Source organism: Sphingomonas sp. ASY06-1R (genome assembly GCF_052180265.1).
Taxonomy (GTDB): Bacteria; Pseudomonadota; Alphaproteobacteria; order Sphingomonadales; family Sphingomonadaceae; genus Sphingomonas_I.
In genome coordinates, this window is record NZ_CP197464.1 from 2,267,847 (window position 1) to 2,289,906 (window position 22,060).

18 protein-coding genes are annotated in these 22,060 nt (G+C 64.4%); 10 read left to right on the top strand and 8 right to left on the bottom strand.

What is annotated here, in order from left to right; translation table 11 throughout:
- Positions 1–49: 49 nt before the first annotated feature.
- The 4 genes from ACSBM8_RS10970 to rsmA all read left to right on the top strand — a co-directional run bounded on the left by ACSBM8_RS10970 (position 50) and on the right by rsmA (position 5,560).
- Positions 50–2,320: an LPS-assembly protein LptD gene (locus ACSBM8_RS10970; protein WP_442678061.1), complete on the top strand. Its 2,271-nt coding sequence runs from the start codon at positions 50–52 to the stop codon at positions 2,318–2,320.
- A 76-nt stretch (positions 2,321–2,396) separates the two neighbouring features.
- The gene (locus ACSBM8_RS10975) at positions 2,397–3,731 is read left to right on the top strand and encodes a peptidylprolyl isomerase (protein ID WP_442678062.1); all 1,335 of its coding nucleotides are present in this window, start codon (positions 2,397–2,399) and stop codon (positions 3,729–3,731) included.
- Entirely contained in the window at positions 3,709–4,725 is a 1,017-nt protein-coding gene (gene pdxA / locus ACSBM8_RS10980; protein ID WP_442678063.1) for a 4-hydroxythreonine-4-phosphate dehydrogenase PdxA, read from the top strand. The genes ACSBM8_RS10975 and pdxA overlap by 23 nt, the downstream gene beginning before the upstream one ends.
- A gap of 13 nt (positions 4,726–4,738) precedes the next feature.
- Entirely contained in the window at positions 4,739–5,560 is an 822-nt protein-coding gene (gene rsmA, locus ACSBM8_RS10985) for a 16S rRNA (adenine(1518)-N(6)/adenine(1519)-N(6))-dimethyltransferase RsmA (protein ID WP_442678064.1), read from the top strand.
- Positions 5,561–6,711: 1,151 nt separating this feature from the next.
- Here rsmA and ACSBM8_RS10990 read toward each other — a convergent pair.
- Positions 6,712–7,830: a glycosidase gene (locus ACSBM8_RS10990; protein ID WP_442678065.1), complete on the bottom strand. Its 1,119-nt coding sequence runs from the start codon at positions 7,828–7,830 to the stop codon at positions 6,712–6,714.
- A complete protein-coding gene (locus ACSBM8_RS10995) occupies positions 7,827–8,585 on the bottom strand; it encodes an SDR family oxidoreductase (protein ID WP_442678066.1) in 759 nt (252 codons plus the stop codon). Before ACSBM8_RS10995 ends, ACSBM8_RS10990 begins: the two co-directional genes overlap by 4 nt.
- Before the next feature lie 163 nt (positions 8,586–8,748).
- On the opposite strand from ACSBM8_RS10995, the gene ACSBM8_RS11000 reads away from it, so the two are divergent.
- Both ACSBM8_RS11000 and ACSBM8_RS11005 read left to right on the top strand, forming a co-directional pair.
- Positions 8,749–10,971: a hypothetical protein gene (locus ACSBM8_RS11000; RefSeq protein ID WP_442678067.1), complete on the top strand. Its 2,223-nt coding sequence runs from the start codon at positions 8,749–8,751 to the stop codon at positions 10,969–10,971.
- A 299-nt stretch (positions 10,972–11,270) separates the two neighbouring features.
- Complete coding sequence (locus ACSBM8_RS11005; protein WP_442678068.1) at positions 11,271–12,029, top strand: Crp/Fnr family transcriptional regulator; 759 nt, start codon at positions 11,271–11,273, stop codon at positions 12,027–12,029.
- A 142-nt stretch (positions 12,030–12,171) separates the two neighbouring features.
- Here the strand turns inward: ACSBM8_RS11005 and ACSBM8_RS11010 are convergent, their stop codons facing one another.
- A complete protein-coding gene (locus tag ACSBM8_RS11010; RefSeq protein ID WP_442678069.1) occupies positions 12,172–12,468 on the bottom strand; it encodes a plasmid stabilization protein in 297 nt (98 codons plus the stop codon).
- Positions 12,469–12,609: 141 nt separating this feature from the next.
- Between ACSBM8_RS11010 and ACSBM8_RS11015 the strand changes: the two genes are divergently transcribed.
- Entirely contained in the window at positions 12,610–12,738 is a 129-nt protein-coding gene (locus ACSBM8_RS11015) for a hypothetical protein (protein WP_442678070.1), read from the top strand.
- Positions 12,739–13,410: 672 nt separating this feature from the next.
- Positions 13,411–13,815, top strand: coding sequence for a hypothetical protein (locus tag ACSBM8_RS11020; protein ID WP_442678071.1), 405 nt, complete (start codon positions 13,411–13,413; stop codon positions 13,813–13,815).
- Positions 13,816–13,918: 103 nt separating this feature from the next.
- Here the strand turns inward: ACSBM8_RS11020 and ACSBM8_RS11025 are convergent, their stop codons facing one another.
- The gene (locus ACSBM8_RS11025; RefSeq protein ID WP_442678072.1) at positions 13,919–14,362 is read right to left on the bottom strand and encodes a winged helix-turn-helix transcriptional regulator; all 444 of its coding nucleotides are present in this window, start codon (positions 14,360–14,362) and stop codon (positions 13,919–13,921) included.
- Between the two features lie 36 nt (positions 14,363–14,398).
- Between ACSBM8_RS11025 and ACSBM8_RS11030 the strand changes: the two genes are divergently transcribed.
- Both ACSBM8_RS11030 and ACSBM8_RS11035 read left to right on the top strand, forming a co-directional pair.
- Complete coding sequence (locus ACSBM8_RS11030) at positions 14,399–15,130, top strand: SDR family NAD(P)-dependent oxidoreductase (protein ID WP_442678073.1); 732 nt, start codon at positions 14,399–14,401, stop codon at positions 15,128–15,130.
- Positions 15,131–15,511: 381 nt separating this feature from the next.
- Positions 15,512–17,656: an ATP-binding protein gene (locus ACSBM8_RS11035; protein ID WP_442678074.1), complete on the top strand. Its 2,145-nt coding sequence runs from the start codon at positions 15,512–15,514 to the stop codon at positions 17,654–17,656.
- A 165-nt stretch (positions 17,657–17,821) separates the two neighbouring features.
- On the opposite strand, the gene ACSBM8_RS11040 is transcribed toward ACSBM8_RS11035, so the two are convergent.
- The 4 genes from ACSBM8_RS11040 to ACSBM8_RS11055 all read right to left on the bottom strand — a co-directional run bounded on the left by ACSBM8_RS11040 (position 17,822) and on the right by ACSBM8_RS11055 (position 22,044).
- Complete coding sequence (locus ACSBM8_RS11040; RefSeq protein ID WP_442678075.1) at positions 17,822–18,352, bottom strand: hypothetical protein; 531 nt, start codon at positions 18,350–18,352, stop codon at positions 17,822–17,824.
- 32 nt (positions 18,353–18,384) lie between these two features.
- Positions 18,385–19,566: an RsmB/NOP family class I SAM-dependent RNA methyltransferase gene (locus ACSBM8_RS11045; protein WP_442678076.1), complete on the bottom strand. Its 1,182-nt coding sequence runs from the start codon at positions 19,564–19,566 to the stop codon at positions 18,385–18,387.
- Between the two features lie 123 nt (positions 19,567–19,689).
- A complete protein-coding gene (gene guaB, locus ACSBM8_RS11050; protein WP_442678077.1) occupies positions 19,690–21,150 on the bottom strand; it encodes an IMP dehydrogenase in 1,461 nt (486 codons plus the stop codon).
- Positions 21,151–21,237: 87 nt separating this feature from the next.
- Positions 21,238–22,044 carry an HpcH/HpaI aldolase/citrate lyase family protein gene (locus ACSBM8_RS11055; protein ID WP_442678078.1) on the bottom strand — a complete coding sequence of 269 codons (807 nt, stop codon included), beginning with the start codon at positions 22,042–22,044 and terminating at the stop codon, positions 21,238–21,240.
- Positions 22,045–22,060 lie beyond the last annotated feature (16 nt).

Sequence of the window (22,060 nt, forward strand, 5' to 3'; positions counted from 1 at the left end):
TGTGGTGGGCGATTGCCGAGGATCAAGCGCTGCGATAGGGCCGCGGTCCATGGCAGGGCGGACAATTTGGGGGCAGATGGGCGCGGCGCGCGTTTCGATCATGGCGGTCGCGGTGGCGCTCGCGTCGACGGCCCACGCGCAGGATCTGTCGACACGTCCGACCGCACCGCCGCCGCCCACCCCAGCCGCGACGAACGCGCCGGAGGATCAGGTCACCTTCTCGGCCGCGCAGCTCGATTATGACGACAATGCCGACATCGTCACCGCCACGGGTGACGTCCGCATGTTCCGCAACGGTTCGCGGCTGCGTGCGGACAAGGTCACCTGGAACCGCCAGACCGGCGAGATGCGCGCGATCGGCAATGTCGCCGTCGTCAACAGCGGTGGCGACACGGCCTATGGCGACGACGTCAAGCTGACCGACGACATGAAGAATGGCGTGGCCGAGAACATGCTGCTGGTGCTGGCCAATGGCGGACGGCTCGCCGCCCGTCACGGCGAGCGCAAGGGCGAGCGGACCGTGCTGGATCATGCCGCCTACACGCCGTGCACGGTCGAGGGAAAAGACGGCTGCCCGAAGCGCCCGTCCTGGCAGATCACCGCGGTGCGCGTCATCGTGGACGAGGGCAAGCATCGCATCTTCTATCGCGATGCGCGCTTCACGCTGTTCGGCGTCACCGTGCTCGCCTTGCCCGCTTTCTCGCACCCGGACGGTTCGGACACCGGTCGTGGCGGCTCAGGCGTGCTGTTGCCCAACGTGCAGCTGAGCAAGCGCAACGGGTTCGAGCTCGACCTGCCTTATTATTTCCAGCTCGCGCCCAATCGCGATCTCACGATCACGCCGCACATCTACACCAAGGTGCTCCCGGCGATCGAAGGTCGCTATCGCGCACTGACCAGCAACGGCGCCTATCAGATCAGCGCCATGGGCACCTATGGCTCGCGATTGCCGGCCAGCCTCAGCCCGCTGGCCGTCGACGACAAGGACGAAGGCCCGCGCGGCTACGTCGATGCGAACGGCACCTGGCAGTTCGGGCCCTATTGGACGGTCCATGGTGCCGTGCGACTGGCGAGCGACCGCACCTTCATGAAGCGGTACGACATCTCCAATGACGACCGGCTGCGTTCGACCGCCAAGGCGGAGCGGATCGACAGCGATTCCTATCTGTCGATCGCGGGCTGGTTCGTCCAGGAATTGCGTCCCGGCTTCTCCCAGGGGCAGCAACCGATCGCCCTGCCCCAGATCGACTATCGCCGCCGTTTCGCGGACCCGCTGCTGGGGGGCATATTCACGGCGCAGCTCAACAGTCTGGCGCTGACGCGGACCGGCGGACAGGATACGCAGCGTGCCTTTGCCGGGCTGCGGTGGGATTTGCGGACGCTGACCTCGCTGGGGCAGGAAGTCACCTTCACCGCTTATGGCCGGGCCGACGTCTATCACACCGATGACGGCGCCGCGACCGCGACACCGCTCTACCGCGGCACCGATGGCTGGCACGGGCGCGGTATCGCCGCGCTGGCGGCGGATATGCGGTGGCCGTTCGTCGGCACGCTGTTCGGCGGCACGCAGCAGATCGTACCGCGCGTGCAGGTGGTCGCCGAGCCGCACGTCAAGAATCTCGACATCCCGAACGAGGATTCGCGCGCGATCGATCTGGAGGATTCCAACCTTTTCGCGCTCAACCGCTTGTCCGGCTATGATCGCTGGGAGGATACCAGCCGCGTCACCTATGGCGCGGAATGGAATTACAACCGGCCGAAGCTGGAAGTCCGCGCGATCGTGGGACAGAGCTACCGGCTCAGCATGGAGCCGGCGTTGCTGCCACCCGGTACCGGCCTGTCGGATCGCTTCTCCGATTATGTCGGGCGGGTGAGCGTACGCTATGGCAGCTTCCTGGAGCTCACCGAGCGCTTCCGCCTGGACAAGGACAATCTGACGATCCGCCGGCACGAGGTGGATGCGACCATTGGCGGCCGCGCCACCTATGTCCAGGTCGGCTATCTCAAGCTCAACCGCAATATCGATACGTCGATAGAGGATCTGCGCGACCGCTCCGAAATCCGGCTGGCGGCACGGCTGAAACTGGCGCGTTACTGGTCGCTGTTCGGATCCACGGTGGTCGATCTGACCAGCCGCAAGGACGATCCCACCGCCAATGCGGACGGCTATGAGCCGGTGCGCCATCGGCTGGGGCTGCTGTACGAGAATGAATGTATGTCGCTGGGCGTAACCTGGCGGAAGGACTATGATCCCACTGGAGATGCGCGCCGTGGCAGCACGTTCAGCTTGCGGCTGGCCTTGAAGAACATAGGCCGCTAAGCGTGGGTTCAGCCATATTGGGCCAATCTGGTGCCCACCAGCGACAAGCAACGGAGCAGGCGTGAAGGTAAGGACGATGAGGCGTGCGGCCATCCTGCTCGCCGGGGTGATGCTGGCGGGTGTGCCAGCCATGATCACGGCGCAGACCGAAGATGAGGCGACGGCCCCGTCCAACCCGCTCGGTCTGGGGAGCGATGTGAAGCTGTTGGCGCCGCACGATCCATCGGTGCGCAAGGCCACCGCGATCGTCAACGGCGCCGTCATTACCGATACCGATGTCGACCAGCGGCTGGCCCTGGTGCTTGCCTCCAGCGGCGGGCGGATCAGCGACGAGGAAAAGGCGCGCCTGCGCGTGCAGGTGCTGTCCAACCTGATCGACGAGACGCTGCAGATCCAGGAGGCCGCCGCCAACAAGATCACGATCGATCGCGCCGAAGTCGATCAGTCCTTCGCGCGCGCCGGTTCGCAGTTCAAGCGTACGCCCGCCCAGTTTTCGGAGATGATCCGCGGCATGGGATCGAGCCCGGCGTCGCTGAAGCGCCAGATCGAGGGCGAAATGGCGTGGCGCCGGCTGCTCAGCCGTGAGGTCGAGCCGTTCGTCAGCGTCAGCGACGAAGAGGTCAATCAGGTGATTGCGCGCATGCAGGCGTCGAAGGGCGCACCTGAATATCATGTCAGCGAAATCTTCCTGTCGGCGACGCCCGCCACCGATCAGCAGGTGGTAGCGAACGCGCAGCGGATCGTGGAACAGCTGCGCCAGGGCGCCTCCTTCCCGGCCTATGCCCGCCAATATTCGGAAGCGTCGACCGCGGCGGTCGGCGGCGATCTGGGCTGGGTGCGGGCAGAACAATTGCCGGATGCCCTGTCGGCGCCGCTGCGCGAAATGGCGCCCGGTCAGCTGGCCGGCCCGCTGCCCGTGGGCGGCGGCTATTCGATCCTCGCTCTCGTCGACAAGCGTCAGGTGCTCACCACCGATCCGCGCGACGCGCTGGTGACGTTGAAGCAGGTCACGATTACCTTCCCGCCGAACACCGACAAGGCAGCCGCGCAGCCGAAGCTCACCGCGTTCACCGAGGATCTGAAGACGCTCAAGGGCTGCGGCCAGGTCCCGGAATTCGCGGCCAAGTGGAAGGCCGACGTGGTCGATAGCGATCAGATCAAGATCCGCGATCTGCCGCCGCAGCTGCAACCCATTCTGGTCGACATGCGCATCGGCGAGGCCACCCCGCCCTTCGGCGGATCGGAAGGCGGCATCCACTCCCTCGTCCTGTGCGGTCGCGACGATCCCGCGGACAAGACCGTCCCCTCGGCCGAAGAGGTTTCCTCCCAGATGACCGACGAACGCGTCAATTTGCGGGCGCGCCGCTACCTGCGCGACATCCGACGCGATGCCATTATCGAATATCGCTGACCGGCTGCCGCCGATGGCGCTGGCGCTGGGCGACCCCGCCGGCGTCGGGCCTGAGATTGCGGCGAAGGCCTGGGAGCGGCGCGCGACGGAAGGGTTGCTGCCCTTCTTCGTCGTGGGCGACGTGCGCTCGATCGAGGCCGTCTGGTCCGGGCCGATCGCGCGGATCTCGGACCCGTCCGAAGCCTGGGAAGCCTTTGGCGCGGCCCTGCCGCTGATCCAGATCGAGGATGCCGGCGCGATCGTGCCGGGCGAACCGAACGTGGCGGGCGCGCGCTGCTCGCTCGATTCGCTCGAACTTGCGGTGGGGCTGGCCCGATCGGGCGTCGCCTCCGCCCTGATCACGGGGCCTGTCTCCAAGGCGCAGCTCTATGGGATCGGCTTCGTCCATCCCGGCCAGACCGAATTCGTGGCGGAGCGCTGCGGCGTCGCACGCGAGAATGTGGTGATGATGCTGGCGGGACCGTCGCTGCGCACCGTGCCGATCACCACGCATATCCGGCTGAAGGACGTACCCGACACGCTGTCCGCCGACCTGATCGTGTCGCGCAGCCGCACCACCGAACGCGGCCTGGTCCGCGATTTCGGCATCGCCCGGCCCCGATTGGCGATGGCCGGCCTCAATCCGCATGCGGGCGAAGCGGGCGCGCTGGGCCGGGAGGAGATCGACATCGTCATCCCGGCGCTGGAACGGCTGCGGGACGAAGGGATCGACATTGCCGGCCCGCTCGCCGCGGACACGATGTTCCATCCGCGGGCACGCGCGCTCTACGACGCCGCCCTCTGCCTCTATCACGATCAGGCGCTGATCCCGCTGAAGACGCTGCATTTCGACGAGGGCGTGAACATCACGCTGGGATTGCCGATCGTACGCACGTCGCCCGATCATGGCACGGCGTTCAACATTGCCGGGCAAGGCATTGCCGATCCCGGCGCGATGATCGCCGCCATCCGCCTGGCCAGCCAGTGCGCGGAGAATCGCGTCCGCGCGCAATGACGGCGCCGACGCGATGAAGCTCGATCTTCCGCCGCTGCGCGAGGTCATATCGCGGCACGGGCTGACGGCGGAGAAGTCGCTCGGGCAGAATTTCCTGTTCGACAGCCAGTTGCTCGACCGGATCGCGCGCGTGCCCGGATCGCTGGAGGGTGCCAACGTCTATGAGGTTGGCCCCGGCCCCGGCGGCCTGACCCGGGCGCTGATCGGCGCGGGCGCGCATGTGACCGCGGTCGAGCGCGACCGCCGCTGCCTGCCCGCACTCGCCGAGTTGAGCGAGGCGGCCCCGGGCCGGCTGGAGGTGATCCAGGGCGATGCACTCGCGATCGACGAGCGGGCCACCGTCGGCGACGGCGCGCATATCGTCGCCAACCTGCCCTATAATGTCGGGACCGCCTTGCTGGTGCGCTGGCTGAGCGGCGAGAGCTGGCCGCCCTTCTGGCGATCGCTGACCTTGATGTTCCAGAAGGAAGTCGCCGAGCGGATCGTCGCAACGCCCGACAGCGACCATTATGGCCGGCTGGCCGTGCTCGCCCAATGGCGCGCGACACCCCGGATCGCCCTGCCCGTACACCGATCGGCGTTCGTGCCGCCGCCCAAGGTGATGTCGGCGGTGGTGCATATCGTCCCGGCCGCGCAGCCCGAAGGCGTGCGCTTCGCCATACTGGAACGGCTGACCTCCGCCGCCTTCGGCCAGCGCCGCAAGATGCTACGCCAGAGCCTCAAGGGCCTACCTGGCGGCCTGGCGGCGTTGGAGAAAGTCGGGATCGACCCGACCCGTCGCGCCGAGACGTTGAGCGTGGACGACTTCGTCGCGGTGGCGCGGGCGCTGAGTTAGCCCCTGGCGAGCGGACCCTCCTGATGGCCCCGCAGCGGCGGCAGCAAATGTGGCTCGCCTGAGGGCGAAACCAAAAAAAAACACCAGAAACGAACTTGATGATTTGGAACTTGCAAAGCCGGGACGGGACGCGTGCGCGGTGATGCAAGGGCGATTGGACATGACACCGCGAAGGCCGCTGGCTGGCCATGCGCGATCGTCATCTACGCCAAATCTGAGAAATAGCCGGGCGTCGCAACTTGGGGAGAGTAACAGGCCGGACGCCGCAGCCGGCGGTACGCTTTATGCGTACATCTGTCAATAGATCCGGAGTCTTAGGACGTGCGATAATGGGGGAGAGCAGAACGGCCGCTTTTGGTGCTGCAGGGCGGTAAGCAGACGTCGCTGATCAGCGCCTAAGCGGTATGGACAATCCTTAATGCGATATAGCCTGCCACAGCTATAATTGCGCAAATCAAGGCGATGGTACCTGAGGTCAGGTACATATTCGACACCATAAACCCCAACGTCCACCTTGTCGCAGGCGGCGGATTGGCTGGATCGATGAGAGAAGCGTGTGTGCGGACCGGGATAATGCAGAATGTTAGTCCAGTCGTGACGATCACTAATCCCGTAAGCTTCCACCACATACGATCATCCGGCCACGCTCACTTTTAAGAAGCTGCACGAAGCCACCAACGTCCGCGACTGGGTCGGTAGCAGAACGGCAGAAAAGCGGATGAATCGGGAAAAATCCGCTGTTCAGGTTCCGGCCCAGTTTCGGCCGTCGAGCGCCACCTGAACCAGTGACCGCCGTCGGGAAACGTGGGAGAGCCCGTGAATGACCGGGTTTGGGTCGTCGCTGCAGTCAAGAGAGCGCATCATTCTAATCACGGTCGTTCGTCGTGCGGAGACCTCCCGTCGAGCAACGGCCTGCGCCGATTTTCCGAGTCACGAACGACGCGATCAGCGATGTGTCTCGGGAATTCCGTAGTCTCGACTTCCAGGTCGTATGTGCAGTGGCGCCTTTCGAAGGAAGCTGGCGCGCGCGCTAAGATCGGTGAACTCGAAATCTGCCGCGGGGATGTAAAAGATATACGTAAGCGTCGTTACCCGACGCTAGGTCTCCAGCCCCAGACGCGAACGTTAAACCAATCCTCGCAATGCGTAGTTCAGCCTGCAAAAGTAGCCTTGGGAATATGCGTAATGCGGCAGGCCAAGTCTGCTTCGCCAGATGCTACGATATAATGGTCGCCACCATCGGCGATGCCGGTGGTGAACACCACGTCACGAACATACATCTTATCCTCGATCGGGCGGGTCAGTTCCGGCGCCGCCTCGAGCAAGGGCTCGTGCTGAGTTGCGATCGTCCTGCTGGGATCGTCCTTGTCGAGGATCGACCAATAGGTTCGGTATATGCCGACGATCTCCTTGGGTTCGACCCCGTGCCAGAGGGTCAGCCAGCCGCGATCGGTCAGGATGGGCGGCGTGCCGCCACCCATGCGAGCCGTCGCCACGGTCGCGGAATGCGGCCGTATGCCTGGGTTCAGGTGTGGCTTCCAATGGCGCGCGTCTGGTGATGTGGCGAGGTTGATCGACGGGCCGGCACGCCATTCGCTGCCGGGCGGATAGGCGAAATAGAGGTCGCCGAGCGGCCGGGTCTGCGCCCAGTAATGGCCGTCGATCAGGCCTTCGAAGATCAGCATATCCTTGTTCTGATGGTCGAGCACGATGTCCTCGAACGTCCAGTCGAGCCCGTTATGAGAGCTGTAAAGCGTGGTCGAATGGCGTTCCGGGCTGACGGAGCAGGTCGTCATGAGCCATCGGTCGCCAACCTTGCTGATGCGTGCATCCTCCAGGCCATACATCTGGAAGCTGCCCTGCGGCGCGATGACCTTGTCGTAATGGTGCGCGACGACTTCGAGCCCATCAGGCGTCAGTTCGACCGGCAGCAGCCAGGCGAGCGAGGTCAGCGCCATCACCTTCCAGCCGCCGCCGGCGATGGTGAACTTGCGTGGATCGGCGGTGTTGGCGAGCTCCAGCGGCCAGGCGTCGAGCACATACTTACCCTCGTCCCACCGGATCGCATGGACCTTGCCGTCGAAGATCGGCTTGCGCAGCGCTTCCGCCACGCGGACCATCATCAGCAAATTGCCGTTCGGCAGCCGCGTCAACGCCGGATTGAACGCGCCGAGCACATAGGTCTCGGCGCCGAGGTGGCCAGCCAGCGGCGAGCGCGACAGGTCGATATCGTCAGGGACGAGGACCAGCTTATCAATGGGGAAGATCATTCCTTGGGCTGCACACTAGGGGCTATCGTGATCTGCTGGACCACCGCGCGGCGCGGCTGGGTCAGCACGAAGTGGACGCCGACCGCGATATCCTCGGCGCGCAGCATTTCTTCCTTGTGGATCATCTCGCGCTGCTTTTCCGGCGAGATGTCGGGCGATTGCATGTCCGAACCGGTCTTGCCGGGCTCGACGTTGCTGACCTTGATACCCTTGGGACCAAGCTCCTTGCGCAGCGCTTCGGAGAAACCCTGGATGCCATATTTGATGCCGGCATAGATGGTCGATTGTGGGCCGAGCACATAAGCGCTCATCGAGCCGATGAAGACGATATCGCCATGGTCGCCCAGCATTTCCGCGGCGGCATGCGCGCTTAGGAGATAGGCCGTGAAGTCGGTGGCGATGGCGTAGCGCAGATCCGGCTCGCTGGTGTCGCTCAGACCTTCGGCGGCGAAGGCGGCGTTGATCACGGCGATGTCCAGCCCGCCGAGATAGGCGTAGCCGGCATCGAAGAAGCGCTGCACATTGTCCGCGTCACCAAGATCGATCGCGATACCGTCGCCCTTGCCAACCTCATTGATCCGCTGGACCGCATCCTCGACGTGCTCGGGCGTGCGACCGCAGATAAACACGTCGACGCCGTAGCTGGCGAGCAGAACTGCGATGGCGCGCCCGATGCCTGTCGTGCCCCCGGTAATGATGGCTTTTTTGCCTTCCAGGGAGGGCTGTTCGGTGTGGGCATCGGCGTCGGCGGTCATGGGCGTCTCCTCGAAGCCCGGAAAGCTTCGGCCGCGGCGAAGTTCCTTGGCGAAAACCGCTTTGGCTTCATTCGCGAAAACCTATCGAGAACGGTGTGCGGCGGATGGAAACCATTCAAATGTCGGACGTTTCGCTGCCGGATCGACAGGAGAAAAGAGCGCTATGACCGCACCCGCGCCGGTATTCGATCGCAATGCTATTCCGGGCGCGAGCCCCTACGTCCTTGCCTTGCGGGAAGAGCTGCGCGGTAAGCGGATGCGAACCGTTGGCCAGTTCGACATCGCCGGACGCGCGGTGACGATCGCGCTGGGGCATGACTCGCTGTGGGCAATCATTCGCCGTGACGAGGCTCGGCTGGCGATGCGCGCCGCCTTCGCACCCGGCGGGTTCAAGGCGCGCCGCCTGCGAGCCCGCAAGGGTGAGGCGATGCGGGTCGGGCTGAGCAGCGCGATGGGCAGCCAAGTCGTGACCTTCATGACCGCGACCGATGAATTGCCGGTGCTGCGGGTCACGACGCAGCTCACGCCGGCACAGTACCTGCTCGTCCCGCATCTCCCGCGCGACCTCTATCCGCTCGGCGCCGACGACGACCCGCTGGAGGCGCGCGGCAATGTCGAGGCGGCACAGCGCGGGCTGAACAGTGGGTTGCTGTATTGGCGTCTCGACGGGGACACACCGGGTAGCCTGCTCTACTTTCAGAACCTGACTGCGATGAACCCCTATTACAACGCCACCGGGACGCGGCCGGACGGCGCGGTCGGGGGCGAGTGGCCGGAACTCGGCTATCTTCCCCCGACGCCGCCACAAAGCGGAACGCCGCCGGTCAACCCGCTGCCCAAGGGCGAAGCGATCACGCTGTCGGACGCCCTGCTTGTATTCCACAAGGACGGCCCGATCGACGAGGCGCACTCGGCGCGGTTGTTCCTGCAGATGCTTGGCAGCGCCTATCGGCTCATCGACAAGCCGAAGCGGGAATTCCGCGACTGGCCGGGACGGGCGCAGCGTACCCTGCGCGATCTGACCGAAGCGCCGGACGCGACGATTCGCCATTACGGCCACGTCTACGCCCACCCCTACACCGCTTCCGAATATCCGGATTCGATGGTGCAGGTGACTTTGCTCGCCTCGATCCACGATTTCGGCAAATGGCTGGGCAAGCCGCTGCCGATGGAAAAGACGTTGGCGGCGGGGCTCGATCGCTTCTTCGACGCAAAGCTGGGAACGATCCGCCGCTATCTGCCGAATGTCGGCGACGACAAGGACGCCGATGCGGTGGACAGTTGGTATCTTTACCACCCCTTGCTCGGCCTGGGCCATCTGGCGCTGGAGGGCGATAAGCAGGCAAGACGCCTGTTCGAAGGCTCGCTCGATTTCGCAATCAAGGCGGCACATCATTTCAGGTATAAGTGGCCGATCCAGTATAAGGTCACCGACTTCTCGATCATCACCGAGGCGCGTGACGATACCGGGCTCGGCCAGACCGATGTCGGCGGGATTTACGCCTATGTGATGCTGACCGCGCACGAGTTGACGTCGGATCCGCGCTATCTGGATGAGGCGCGCAAGGCGATCGACGCGGCGCGGGGCATGCGCTTCGAACTGAATTACCAGGCGAACCTGACCGCGTGGGGGGCTGCGGCCTGCATGCGGCTGTGGCGCATCACCAATCAGGAGCGCCACCTCCAGCAGAGCTACGTCTATCTGGCGAGCTTCTTCCACAATACGGCAATCTGGGAATCAGAAATCGGCCAGGCGCGCCATTATCGCAACTTCCTGGGCGCGACGGCTCTGCACGATGCGCCGTATATGGCGCTTTACGAATGTTTCGACAGCTTCGCCGCCCTTGAGCGCTATCTGAAGGATGGCGGGCCCGATCTCGATGCCTCCGCCCGGCTTATGGTCACCGACTATTGTCGCTATGCGCTGGACCGCGCCTGGTTTTATTATCCCGACGCGCTGCCCGCAGATTTGCTGTGTCAGAAGCCGCGTAATGGCCATATCGACGCCAAGCTCTCTTTCCCGCTCGAGGACCTGTATGTCGGCGGCGACACGGCCGGACAGGTGGGGCAGGAGATTTACGGCGCCGGTGCGGCCTTCATTTTCACCAGCCGCGCTTTCCATCATGTCGAAGGCGCCCCGTTCGATATCTTCTGTGATCTGTTCCTCATGGCGAGCGACCGGACCAGCGACACGTCGCTGTCCTTCCAGCTCGCCGGCGATCCAGCCGAAACCGCAAATCTCAGCCTGATACGCACGGGCCGCTCCAAACTGACGCGGGTCGGTGTCACATCGAGCCCCGGCGGCACAAGGAAAGGCCAGCGCATCGGCGGCAATCGGATCGATTACGTTGTGCCGGCTAATGGTCGGATACATCTCCACTGGTAGGCTACGTTGTAGGGCTCGCCACAAGGTTAGTCCGCCGCATTGCCTAATAGGCGATGAAAATCGGCACCGTTAACGCCACGGGCGCATGCGCCGCAGTCGCGCGCCACGGATGGGGGCAACGCTGATTTGTCGTGCTGGCGACTGCGGCAAAGGAAGCGCGAGCTCTCGATTGGACGGTCTATTCCGGTCGCTAGCGCGGTGGAACGACCAATGTTAGGAGGCGAGCGAACGGCAACGATAGGCGGGCGTCGTTGGCAGCGAGTTCCAGGCGATCCCGCTTCTCAGCGGGAGTATATGCAATGGACATCTTGCAGACTTCAATCCTCCAGCCTTTCGTCAACCGGCTGACATCGCGATCCATTCTCAACGACGACGAGCGCAGTGCGCTGCTGAGGCTGCCGGGGCAGTTGAAGCTTGTCGCGTCCCATGTAGATTTCGTCCGGCCTGGCGAGGAGATCGATCACGCCTGTTTCGTAGTCGAAGGTCTCGTCGGGCGGTTCGGCCAGAACGCCGACGGTGTTCGCCAAATCACCTGTCTTCACATTCCGGGAGACATGGCCGACCTGCCGTCGGTGGTGAGCCCGAAGTCGGGGTGGGGGCTTGTGTCGCTGACCCGAACCAAGGTCCTGCGGGTGCCGCACGCTGCGCTTCGGTCGATCGCCGCCAAGCATTCCGGGGTAGCCGAGGCGTTTTGGCGCGACTGCGTGGCGGACGGGTCGATCTTCTCCCAATGGGTTGTCAACGTCGGTCGGCGGGACTCGTTGGCACGGCTCGCTCATCTCTTCTGCGAGATGGCGATCAGATGCGAACAGGCCGGTGTAGGCGACCGCAACTCATTTCCGTTGCCGATCACCCAAAGCGATCTCGGTGACGCGACCGGCATTACGAGCATTCACGTCAACCGCACGCTCAAGGAACTGAGAACACGCTCCATAGTCAATATGCGTGGGGGTGTCGTCGCGGTCTCCGATTGGGAAAGGCTGGTAGCGACCGGCGCGTTCGATGCTGCGTACTTGCTGCTGGACGGCCCTTCTCCCAGGATCAGCGCGGCCGCTTGACCTCTTCGTCGAACGTGCGGGACGGTATTAAAATGCTTCAAGTTAATCGGTATCTATATTTGGGGGCCGAGTCTCAGACTTCGGCCTAATCGCGTTTGTCCGAGATTCTGGATGGTTCGGTTCTGCGACAACACCGAACTTGCTAGCCATTCGCGTTCTTGCGACGTGTCTCCCACCCCTTTTTCGCGGCCGCAGAGCGCTGTTGAGCGCTTTGTGATGCGCCGCTCTTATGGCCGCCGGCCCGAGAAGCGCTGTGGTTTTCCGCGTTACCGCGGCCCGATCCGGAGTGCTTGCCACCGCCGGACTCCTTGTTCACCGTCGCCCAGGCGCGTCGCTCCGCCTCGCTCTTGCTAACGCCGCGTCCCTCGTATCCTTCCTCGATATGCGTCGCCTTACGCTTCTGTTTTTCGGTATAACTCGACTTGTCTCCACGTGGCATTGCAGCTCTCCTGCATTTCCTCTCGCACAAAACGCTCGTCGCACCGATTGGCTTCATCGAAGACGCGCCATTTCATGGGTTTGAGCGGCGGCCGTCAGTTAGAGACGGACGGCGAGCGATAGCGTAAAAGCGGTATGGGACGTGACCGACGTAATTTATAAGCGCGCGGTGGCTGAGCCGTCTAGGAACATCGCCATGGCAGCAATCATCATCTTAGGCTTTGTTATTTGCATCGCCACCGCGCTGATCCTGACCCTTTGGGATGGCTAAAAGCCCGAAGGCGTAGGTCGGCTATTGGGCCAAGATCTGCCGTTCGACACGTTGCATGGGAACGGCAAAAATGTCCCAGATTTCGCCGCTTGGCGCGAAATCCGTGTCCCTACCAATCATCCCTCAGCAACATGAACGGATGTCCGCTTCCGGGCGGCGCGTATTAGCTTGCGAGTGACCGACTATGGGTCTTAATCCCCGCGAGGCTGACAGTCAGCTATCGCCCAATTGCGGACACCCGTATGCCGGGGTAGCATCCTGGCGTGCCAATTGTAGAAACGGCCGACAACAAAGAAGCGCTAGAACCGCTTTTCACAGCGGAGTTTGCGTTCCTGCCCCGTATCGGCGAATATCTCGCCCGCGATACGCCGCCGGGCTATTTCGTGCATCACAAGGTCGTCGAGATTTGGCACCGACAGGACGCCGAAGCAGGCGGTTCCGCGCTTGCATCCTCCTTGAACTAGACGACTGACGAACGCCGACTTTTCACCGCATGTCGTTGATGAAGGAAGGCCAAACTTCGCGGATGAATCTGATCGTCGCGACGCAGGAAAATCAGTCCCTCCGATGGCGGATTGCGGAGCTTCGGCAAAATTTCAAAGTTCCTCTTCGTGAGATATTTCGGCACCCGGTGGTATCGCGTAAAGATCACCACGAAGGGGAGACTGCCCGATGGTAGCACGTCCTACCCATAGCGCGATTGCGATCGGGATCGGGATTTTGCTGTCAGCACCCGGTTTATCCATGCCCCATTCGGTTGCGATTAAATCGGTAACCGTGGACAAGGACGGGCAATGGATGTCCAAGCCCTATGCCGACATATCACGCGAACAATGCGCCACGTTTCGCCTGCCCGGTCGTAGAGCGGCTGCCTGGTTTAAGCGTTCGAACGAGATTTCATTCCATGAATGGAATAAGATGGATGTGTCCCCCTGCTACGCAGAAGGGAAAATCACCACCACCCACGGAAAGGTCTATACTTGGTTCATGGATGACGTTGGTCGCGCCCAAATTTACCTGAGCAAGACAAAGGTCCTGTATCTGTCAGGCCCTGATGTTCCTCCGTCCGAAAAATGACGGCAGTGAGGCTTTGAAAGCCATGGTGGAGCGACGGCAACCGGCTTGAACGGACGTCCGCTTTCAGGAACTGCCAGTCAGGCTGCGAGAGCCCGGCTGTGGGTCACGCAGATGTTCTTTCGCGCGACTGGTCATAGGCAGTAGCAGCGGCCGACAACGCTTGCTCATGATCCAGTGCCCACGAACAAAGCGCCTCAAATGGTGCGCGAAGCGAGAGGCCCAGCGACGTGATCGTGTATTCGACGCCAATCGGGCTGGTTGGAAGCACGGTGCGGATAATCAGTCCATGGCGTTCCAGGCGCTTCAACGCGTCGGCAAGCGACTTGTGGGTGATGCCATCCAGCCGACGCTTGATCGCATTGAACCGCGCCGGCTGCGGGCACAGCACCGTCAGGATCATGATCGTCCATTTGTCCGCGATCTTATCCAGCACGGGTCGGATGCGGGGCACATCCATCATTGCCTTGCACGATAGCGCCTCCAGGTCGGTATCGTTCGCCATATCTACTCTACTCCAGGTGCGTTCTTGATAGCAGATATGCTTCATATATCTGGTTCACCGTCTCGAATGGAAGGACGGGCTATGGCAAGAATGGCAGGCAAGGTTGCCGTGGTGGTCGGCGGAGCGAAGGGGATCGGCCTCGCAACTGCCCGCGCGCTTGCGAAGGAAGGAGCTTCTGTAATCCTTACCGGCCGCAGGCGGGACGAGGTCACCGCCGCGGCTGATGATATTGGTCCTCTGGCGCATGGCATCGAAGCCGATGCGGCCGCCCAGGCCGATCTGGAACGGGTCGTGCGTGAGGCCCAGCGGCTGCATGGCCGCGTCGATGCGCTGGTGCTGAACGCCGGACTGTCCGAGCCCGCAACGCTCCGCGAGGAAACGGCCGAGCATTTTGATCGGCACTTCGCCGTCAACGTGCGTGGTGCGCTGTTCGGCATCCAGGCAGCATCGCCCGTGCTGAGCGAGGGGGCCTCGGTCGTGCTCATCGGCTCGATCGCCGATGCCATGGGCGTGACGCCCTACAGCACCTATGCCGCGACCAAAGCGGCGCTGCGCTCCTATGCGCGCAGCTGGGCGGCCGAACTCGCGCCTCGTCATATCCGGGTCAACGTCGTCGCGCCGGGACCGACGGATACGGACATGATGGCGGCCGTATCTGACGAGACGCGGCAGATGCTGATCGCACCCATTCCGCTTGGGCGCATGGCGCGCGCCGACGAGGTCGCGGCCGCCGCCGTGTTTCTCCTCAGCGATGACGCGAGCTTCGTGACAGGGGCCGAGCTCTGCGTCGATGGCGGCATGCGGCAGGTCTAGCGGACAGGGGACGATGCGGACGGCGCACGGGTCGGCGTCGCAACGTCGCCAAACTCCAGGGGTCAGTGTCAGTGTCAAACTGCCCGAAATGCGGCTGCCGCATCTTCGCCCGTAGCCCCACATCCGCCATGCGAGCCGCCAAGCCGGATCGATTCCCCTGCTTATTGCTCTGCTTCTGGGTCTTGTCTTCCTCGCCCTTGGGCGGGACCTTGGTCGTCGCCTCGGCCGTAACGACCGGCGGCGGCCCCTTGGCGATGGCGGGCTCAGCGCCGCCGCCGGTGGGCACACGCCCTTGCAGAGCTGGTTGATGCGGACGAGGTTGAGCCGATAAGATGCGGTCAGCACGACGAAAGGTGCTATAGTTGCGTATTGGAGAGCGCCTTGCGTCACGTCACAGGATCAGCGGCAGACGAAGCGCGAAGTGCCCAGTCCCTTTTGATCGACGCGAGCGAGCGGCTCGCGGCGGCTCATTCGATGGATGAGATCGTCGAGATCCTTCGCAGTACAGCACGTGACGTTGTCGGCGCCGAGGGAATCGCGGTTGTGCTTCGCGACGAAGGGCGATGCTTTTACGTCGCGGAGGACGCCATCGGGCCGCTATGGTCGGGCAGCCGCTTCGACGAAAACATCTGCATATCCGGCTGGGCAATGCAGCGCCTTGAAACCGTCGCCATCTCCGATGTTCGCAACGATGCCCGTGTGCCGCAGGAGGCTTACGCGCCGACATTCGTCCGCAGCCTGCTCATGGTTCCGATCGGTCGGCCCACCGCAGTTGCCGCCATCGGCGCCTATTGGGCCGACGTTCGGGAGCACGCACCCGAAACGGTGAAGCGCCTGGAGAGCCTGGCACGGCTTGCGGCCATCTCGCTTGCCAATGCCCGTCTGCTCCACCTCGCCGAGGAGAGCGGCCGCCAGCGCAGCCTCATGATCGAGGCGGGGCGCCTCGGGATGTGGACCTTCGACATCAAGACCGGCGAGCTTGAAACCTCGCCTTTGTGCCGGGAGAATTTCGGCCGCGACGTCGACCTGCCATTCACCTATGCCGACCTGCATGCCGCAATCCACGAAGACGACAGAACGCGAGTCGAAGCGGCGATAGACACGAGCATCCGGACCGGCGGCCCCTACGATATCGAGTACAGACTCATCACACCGGCCGGCGAGACGCGCTGGATCGGAATACGGGCGCAGCCTTCCTATAATCCCGACGGGTCACCCAAGTCGCTCGATGGCCTTTCGATCGACATTACCGATCGTAAACGGATGGAAGTCGCCCTCCAGAGCTCTGCGGCAACGCTGGAGCACCTTGTCGAGGAACGCACCCGCGAACTGATCGCCGCACAGGCCGCGCTTCGGCAGGCGCAGAAGCTGGAGGCCATGGGCCAGCTGACCGGTGGAGTCGCCCACGACTTCAACAATCTCCTCACCCCGATCATCGGCAGTTTGGACCTCCTGCATCGACGGCAAGTTGGCGGCGAGCGCGAACGGCGCCTGATCGACGGGGCCATCCAGTCCGCCGATCGCGCCCGGACACTGGTCCAGCGGCTGCTTGCCTTCGCGCGTCGGCAGCCTCTCAAATCGGAAGCAGTCGATGTTGCGGCGCTCATCACGGGCATGCGGGAGCTGATGGGCACCACTCTTGGCCTGCAGATACAATTGGATATCGACCTGGCCGAGGATTTGCCACTCGCCATGGCGGACGCACATCAGGTTGAAATGGCGATATTGAACCTGTCTCTGAACGCGCGTGACGCCATGCCTGACGGCGGTTCGCTCACCCTATCGGCGCGGCATCGGACACCAGGCGCTCGACACGGGGAGGTGCCCGAAGGTTCCTACGTTGTGATCGCCGTGACCGACACCGGTTTAGGCATGGACGAGGAAACCCGTCGACGCGCCGTCGAACCCTTTTATTCGACAAAGGGTGTCGGTCGCGGCACCGGCCTTGGCCTGTCGATGGCGCATGGGCTCGCGTCGCAGCTGGGTGGCACCCTCACGATCAAGAGCGCCGTGGGCGCTGGCACCAAAGTTAGCCTCTGGTTGCCCATCAGCACCGACACGGCGGTTCGCGCGATCCAGCCGATCGATCATGCAGCCACGACCGCGGGCATAGCGCTGCTCGTCGACGACGAGGAATTGGTCAGGGCTACGACCGCCGATATGCTGATCGACATCGGTTTCGACGTCATCGAAGCGAGCTCCGGTCCCGAGGCGCTCCGGCATTTACGCGAGCGTCCGGGGATCGACATCTTGATTACGGACCACCTTATGCCTCAGATGACCGGTGTTGAGCTGGCGCGGACGGCCGTACGCGAACGCCCCGATCTGCCCGTGCTCATCGTGTCGGGTTACTCGGACGCGATCGGCATAGACGCGCAGCTACCGCGCCTCGAAAAACCATTTCGGCAGGCCGATCTGGCCGCGCGCCTTGCGGCCGTCCTGTCGCCCGAGACTCTGCGACTGCAGGCGGCCAGCGGCTTTGCCAGCGCCTGTCGGGCAAGTGGCAAATTACGGAACGCGCGCTAGCGGACGGCAATCGCCACCAATGACCGGTCAGTAGGTGTCGCGATCAGGTTCGTCTCCGGGTCCTGATGCGGCGCCGACGTAGATATAGCCGTCTGTGAGTGAAGGTCCGTTCCAGACGTCCTGGAAGGGATTTACGATCCGAGAATTACTGACAGTGCCTTCGGCCTATTGCTGCTTCTGCGTCTTGTCTTCCTCGCCCTTGGGCGGGACCTTGGTCGTGGCCTCGGCCGTGACGACCGTCGGCGGGGGCCCCTTGGCGATGGCGGCGCTCAGCGTGGCGGCCGGGGGGCAGGCGCCCTTGCAGAGCTGGTTGATACGGGCGAGGTTGGCCCGCGCGCGTTCGAGCGCGCCCTTCTGCACCATCGCTTCGCCCTGCCCGGCGAGCGCGACCGTGTCATTGGGATCGAGCGTCAGCGCGTCGCGATAGAAGCGCACCGCCTTGCCGGACAGGCCTTGCCCCTGCGCGACGCGGCCCAACGCGATATAGGCGCCACGATTGCGGGGATCGACCGCCAGGGCGCTCTCCAGCAGATCCGCCGCGCCTGACAAATTGCCCGCCAGCCGCAGCTTTTCGCCCTGGGCGAGCAAGGCCAGACTGCGCGGATCGATCTGGTCGTCGCGCCGCTGGCCAAGGCTGGTCGACGACACCGTGGCAAGGCTCAACGCCAGAACGATCGCGGTGGGGGAAAAACGCATCAACAGCTCCACAAAACGGGATGCCCGGGGATCTAGCATGGGGCGCCGAGCACGGCGATGAAAAAGCCGTCGGTGCCGTCATGGGCCGGCGTCAACCGGCGGCCGGCACCGTGGACACGGCCGGCGCGCAGCGGATCCAGGCGCGCCCAGCCCGGATGCGCGTGCAGGAAGCGATCGACCTGGTCGCGCCCCTCCCCGTCCAGCAGCGAGCATACGGCATAGACCAGCCGGCCGCCCGGACGCACCAAGCCGGCGCCGATCTTCAACACCTCGGCCTGGGTCGACCGCAGCCGGTCCAGCCGCACCGGCGTCAACCGCCACCGCGATTCCGGGTTGCGCCGCCACGTGCCCGTTCCCGAACAAGGCGCGTCGATCAGCACCACGTCGGCGGCATGATTGAGGTCGGACAGCCCCTCGCGTTCGCGGCTGCCGTTCAGCAAGCGTAGCTCGATCAGGCCGGCGCCCGCCCGTTCGGCCCGCGGCGGCAACCGCGACAGACGCGGGCGATCGACGTCGCAGGCGATCAACCGCCCTTTGCCCTCCATCGCCGCGGCCAGCGCGAGCGTCTTCCCGCCGGCGCCCGCGCACAGATCGACGATCAGCCTTCCGGGCGCCGCACCGCAGGCCGCCGCGATCAATTGACTGCCCTCGTCCTGGACCTCGATCTTGCCCGCCGCGAAGGCCGGCAGCGCCTCGACATTGGTCCCCTCGGGCAGGCGCAACGCGTCGGGGGAGAGCGACCCGGCAACCGCATCGGGCAGCGCGGCCAGCATCTCGTCGCGCGTCGCCTTCAGGCGGTTGACACGAATGTCCAGCGGCGCCCGTTCCAGCAAAGCGGGCAATTCGTCCGCGCCCAGGGTCTTTACCAGTTGATCGGCGAGCCAGGCGGGCGCGAGTCCGGCAGGTGCGGGCACGTCGCCGGCGGTGATCGGTGCCGGGCAATGCGGCGCCCCATCGAACAGGCCCAGCAATTCCGGACGATCCTGCGCCAGCCCCAGCAGCGCCGCGCGCCCGCTTGCCGGCATCTCCCCCGCACGGCGCATCGCCGCATAGGCGAGCTCGCGGACCGCCCGGCGATCCTTCGAACCCGCATAGCGCCGCGTCTTGAAATAGCGCGCGATCAACGTGTCCGCCGCCGCGCCGCCGGCACTGGCCGCGAAGATCACCTGATCGACAATGTCGATCGCGGCCTGAAGGCGGGCGGATGGGGTCATGCGTCACCCTTCGCGCTGGCGCGTGGCGCTGACGGTTGGGCTGTACCAAGACCGGGCCGGGGGCATGTCATATCGGGCTCCTCCCCTCCCCTGACCCCGCCCGCACGCGGGCGAGGAAAAGGATCAGCCAAGCGACGGATAATTGGGCGCTTCGCGGGTGATGGTGACGTCGTGGACATGGCTTTCGCGCAGGCCCGCATTGGTGATGCGGACGAAGCGCGCGCGTTCGCGCAGCTCTTCCAGCGTCGCCGCGCCGGTATAGCCCATCGCCGCCTTCACCCCGCCGACCAGCTGGTGGATGACGTCCTTGGCCGGGCCCTTATAGGGCACCTGGCCTTCGATGCCTTCGGGCACCAGCTTCAGCTGATCGCGCACTTCCTGCTGGAAATAGCGATCCGCCGAGCCGCGCGCCATCGCGCCGACCGAACCCATGCCGCGATAGGATTTGAAGGCACGGCCCTGGTAGAGGAAGGTTTCGCCAGGTGCTTCGTCGGTGCCCGCCAATAGCGAACCCACCATCACCGTGGAGGCGCCCGCCGCCAAGGCCTTGGCGACGTCGCCGGAGGTGCGCAGCCCGCCGTCGGCGATCACCGGCACGTTGGACTTCCACGCTTCCTCGGCCGATTCCATGACGGCGGTAAGCTGCGGCACGCCGACCCCGGCGACGACCCGGGTGGTGCAGATCGAGCCGGGACCGATGCCGACCTTGATACCGTCCGCACCGGCATCGATCAGCGCGCGCGTGCCTTCGGCGGTCGCGACGTTGCCGGCGATGATCTGGATGGAGTTCGACAGCCGCTTCACGCGCTCGACCGCGCGGGCGACGTCCCTATTATGGCCATGCGCGGTATCGATCACAATCAGGTCGCACTCGGCATCCACCAGCGCTTCCGTCCGGGCAAAGCCCTTGTCGCCGACCGTTGTCGCCGCGGCGACGCGCAGCCGGCCGGTGCCGTCCTTGGTGGCGGTCGGGTAGGTCACCGCCTTTTCGATATCCTTGACGGTGATCAGGCCGACGCAGCGATACTCCTCATCGACGACCAGCAGCTTTTCGATCCGGCGCTGGTGCAGCAGGCGCTGCGCGTCCGCCGAGCTGACGCCGGCCCGCACCGTGACCAGATTCTGGCTGGTCATCAGTTCCGACACCGCCTGATCGGGCCGTTCCGCAAAGCGCATGTCGCGGTGGGTGAGGATGCCGACCAGCTTGCCGTTGGGCTCGACCACCGGGAAGCCGGAAATATGGTGCCGGCCCATCAGGGCGCGCGCCTCGGCCAGCGTCTGCGTCGGCGTCAGCGTGATCGGATTGACCACCATGCCGCTTTCGAACCGCTTGACCGCGCGAACCGCGGCGGCCTGCTCCTCAATCTCCAGATTGCGATGGAGCACGCCGATGCCACCGAGCTGCGCCATCACGATCGCCATGTCGGCTTCGGTGACGGTGTCCATGGCGGACGACATGAAGGGGATCATCAGGCCGATGTCCCGCGTCAGACGGGTGCTGGTGTCAGCCGACGTCGGCAACACCTCCGACGCGCCGGGCCGGAGCAGCACGTCGTCAAAAGTAAGGCCGAGTTCGATGTTCATGAATCCCCGCGGATGGAAGAAGGATTCGGGGCCATATAGGCGGCCAATGCCCGTGGCGCTAGGCTCCAGGGGGGCGCATTCGCGCCATCAGTCCCTGCGCCCAGGCCCCAGCAGGCGGCGCGCGGCGTCGACGTGCATGGCTTCGATCATCCGCCCCTGAAACCGTTCCGCGCCGCCGGTGGCCGCCGCAATCAGTTCGCGCGCTGCCTGAATCTCGGCGGGCGAAGGCGCGAACATACGGTTTGCTACCTCGATCTGGTTGGGATGGATCAGCGCCTTGCCGCTGAAGCCCAGCGCGCGGCCGGCATGGCAATCCGCCTCCAGCGCCGTGGAATCGTCCAGAAGATTGAAGACGCCGTCGAGCGGGGCGATATCGGCCGCGCGCGCCGCCAGCACGATCGACTGCAGCGCCAGCATCAGCGCGGCACGCCCCGCGTCCGGTGGCAAGCGCAGGGTCGCCGCCAGATCGTTCGTGCCGGCGAGCAGGCCGACAACCGCCGCCACGCCCGCAATCTCGCGGGCGGCATAGATGCCGGCGGGCGTTTCGATCATCGCCAGCACCGGCTTCGCCAGGCGCTGCCCCAGGGACGCGGCATATTCCGGCGTTTCCACCTTGGGCACGACGATCAGGTCGATGCCGGCGAGGCCTGCCAAGGCCGCCATGTCCGCGTCATGCGACGAGCCAGGTCCGTTCACACGCACCGCCAGCAGACGATCGCCCCAGTCCATGTCCGCTGCAGCCCCGGCGGCCGCGCGTGCCGCATCCTTGTCCGCTTCCGGCACGGCATCCTCCAGATCGAGGATCACCAGGTCGCACGGCAGCGTCTGCGCCTTCGCGATCGCCCGCGCGTTGGAGGCGGGCAGGAACAAGGCGGTGCGGACATGATCGAGCATGGCCGATGTCTACCCG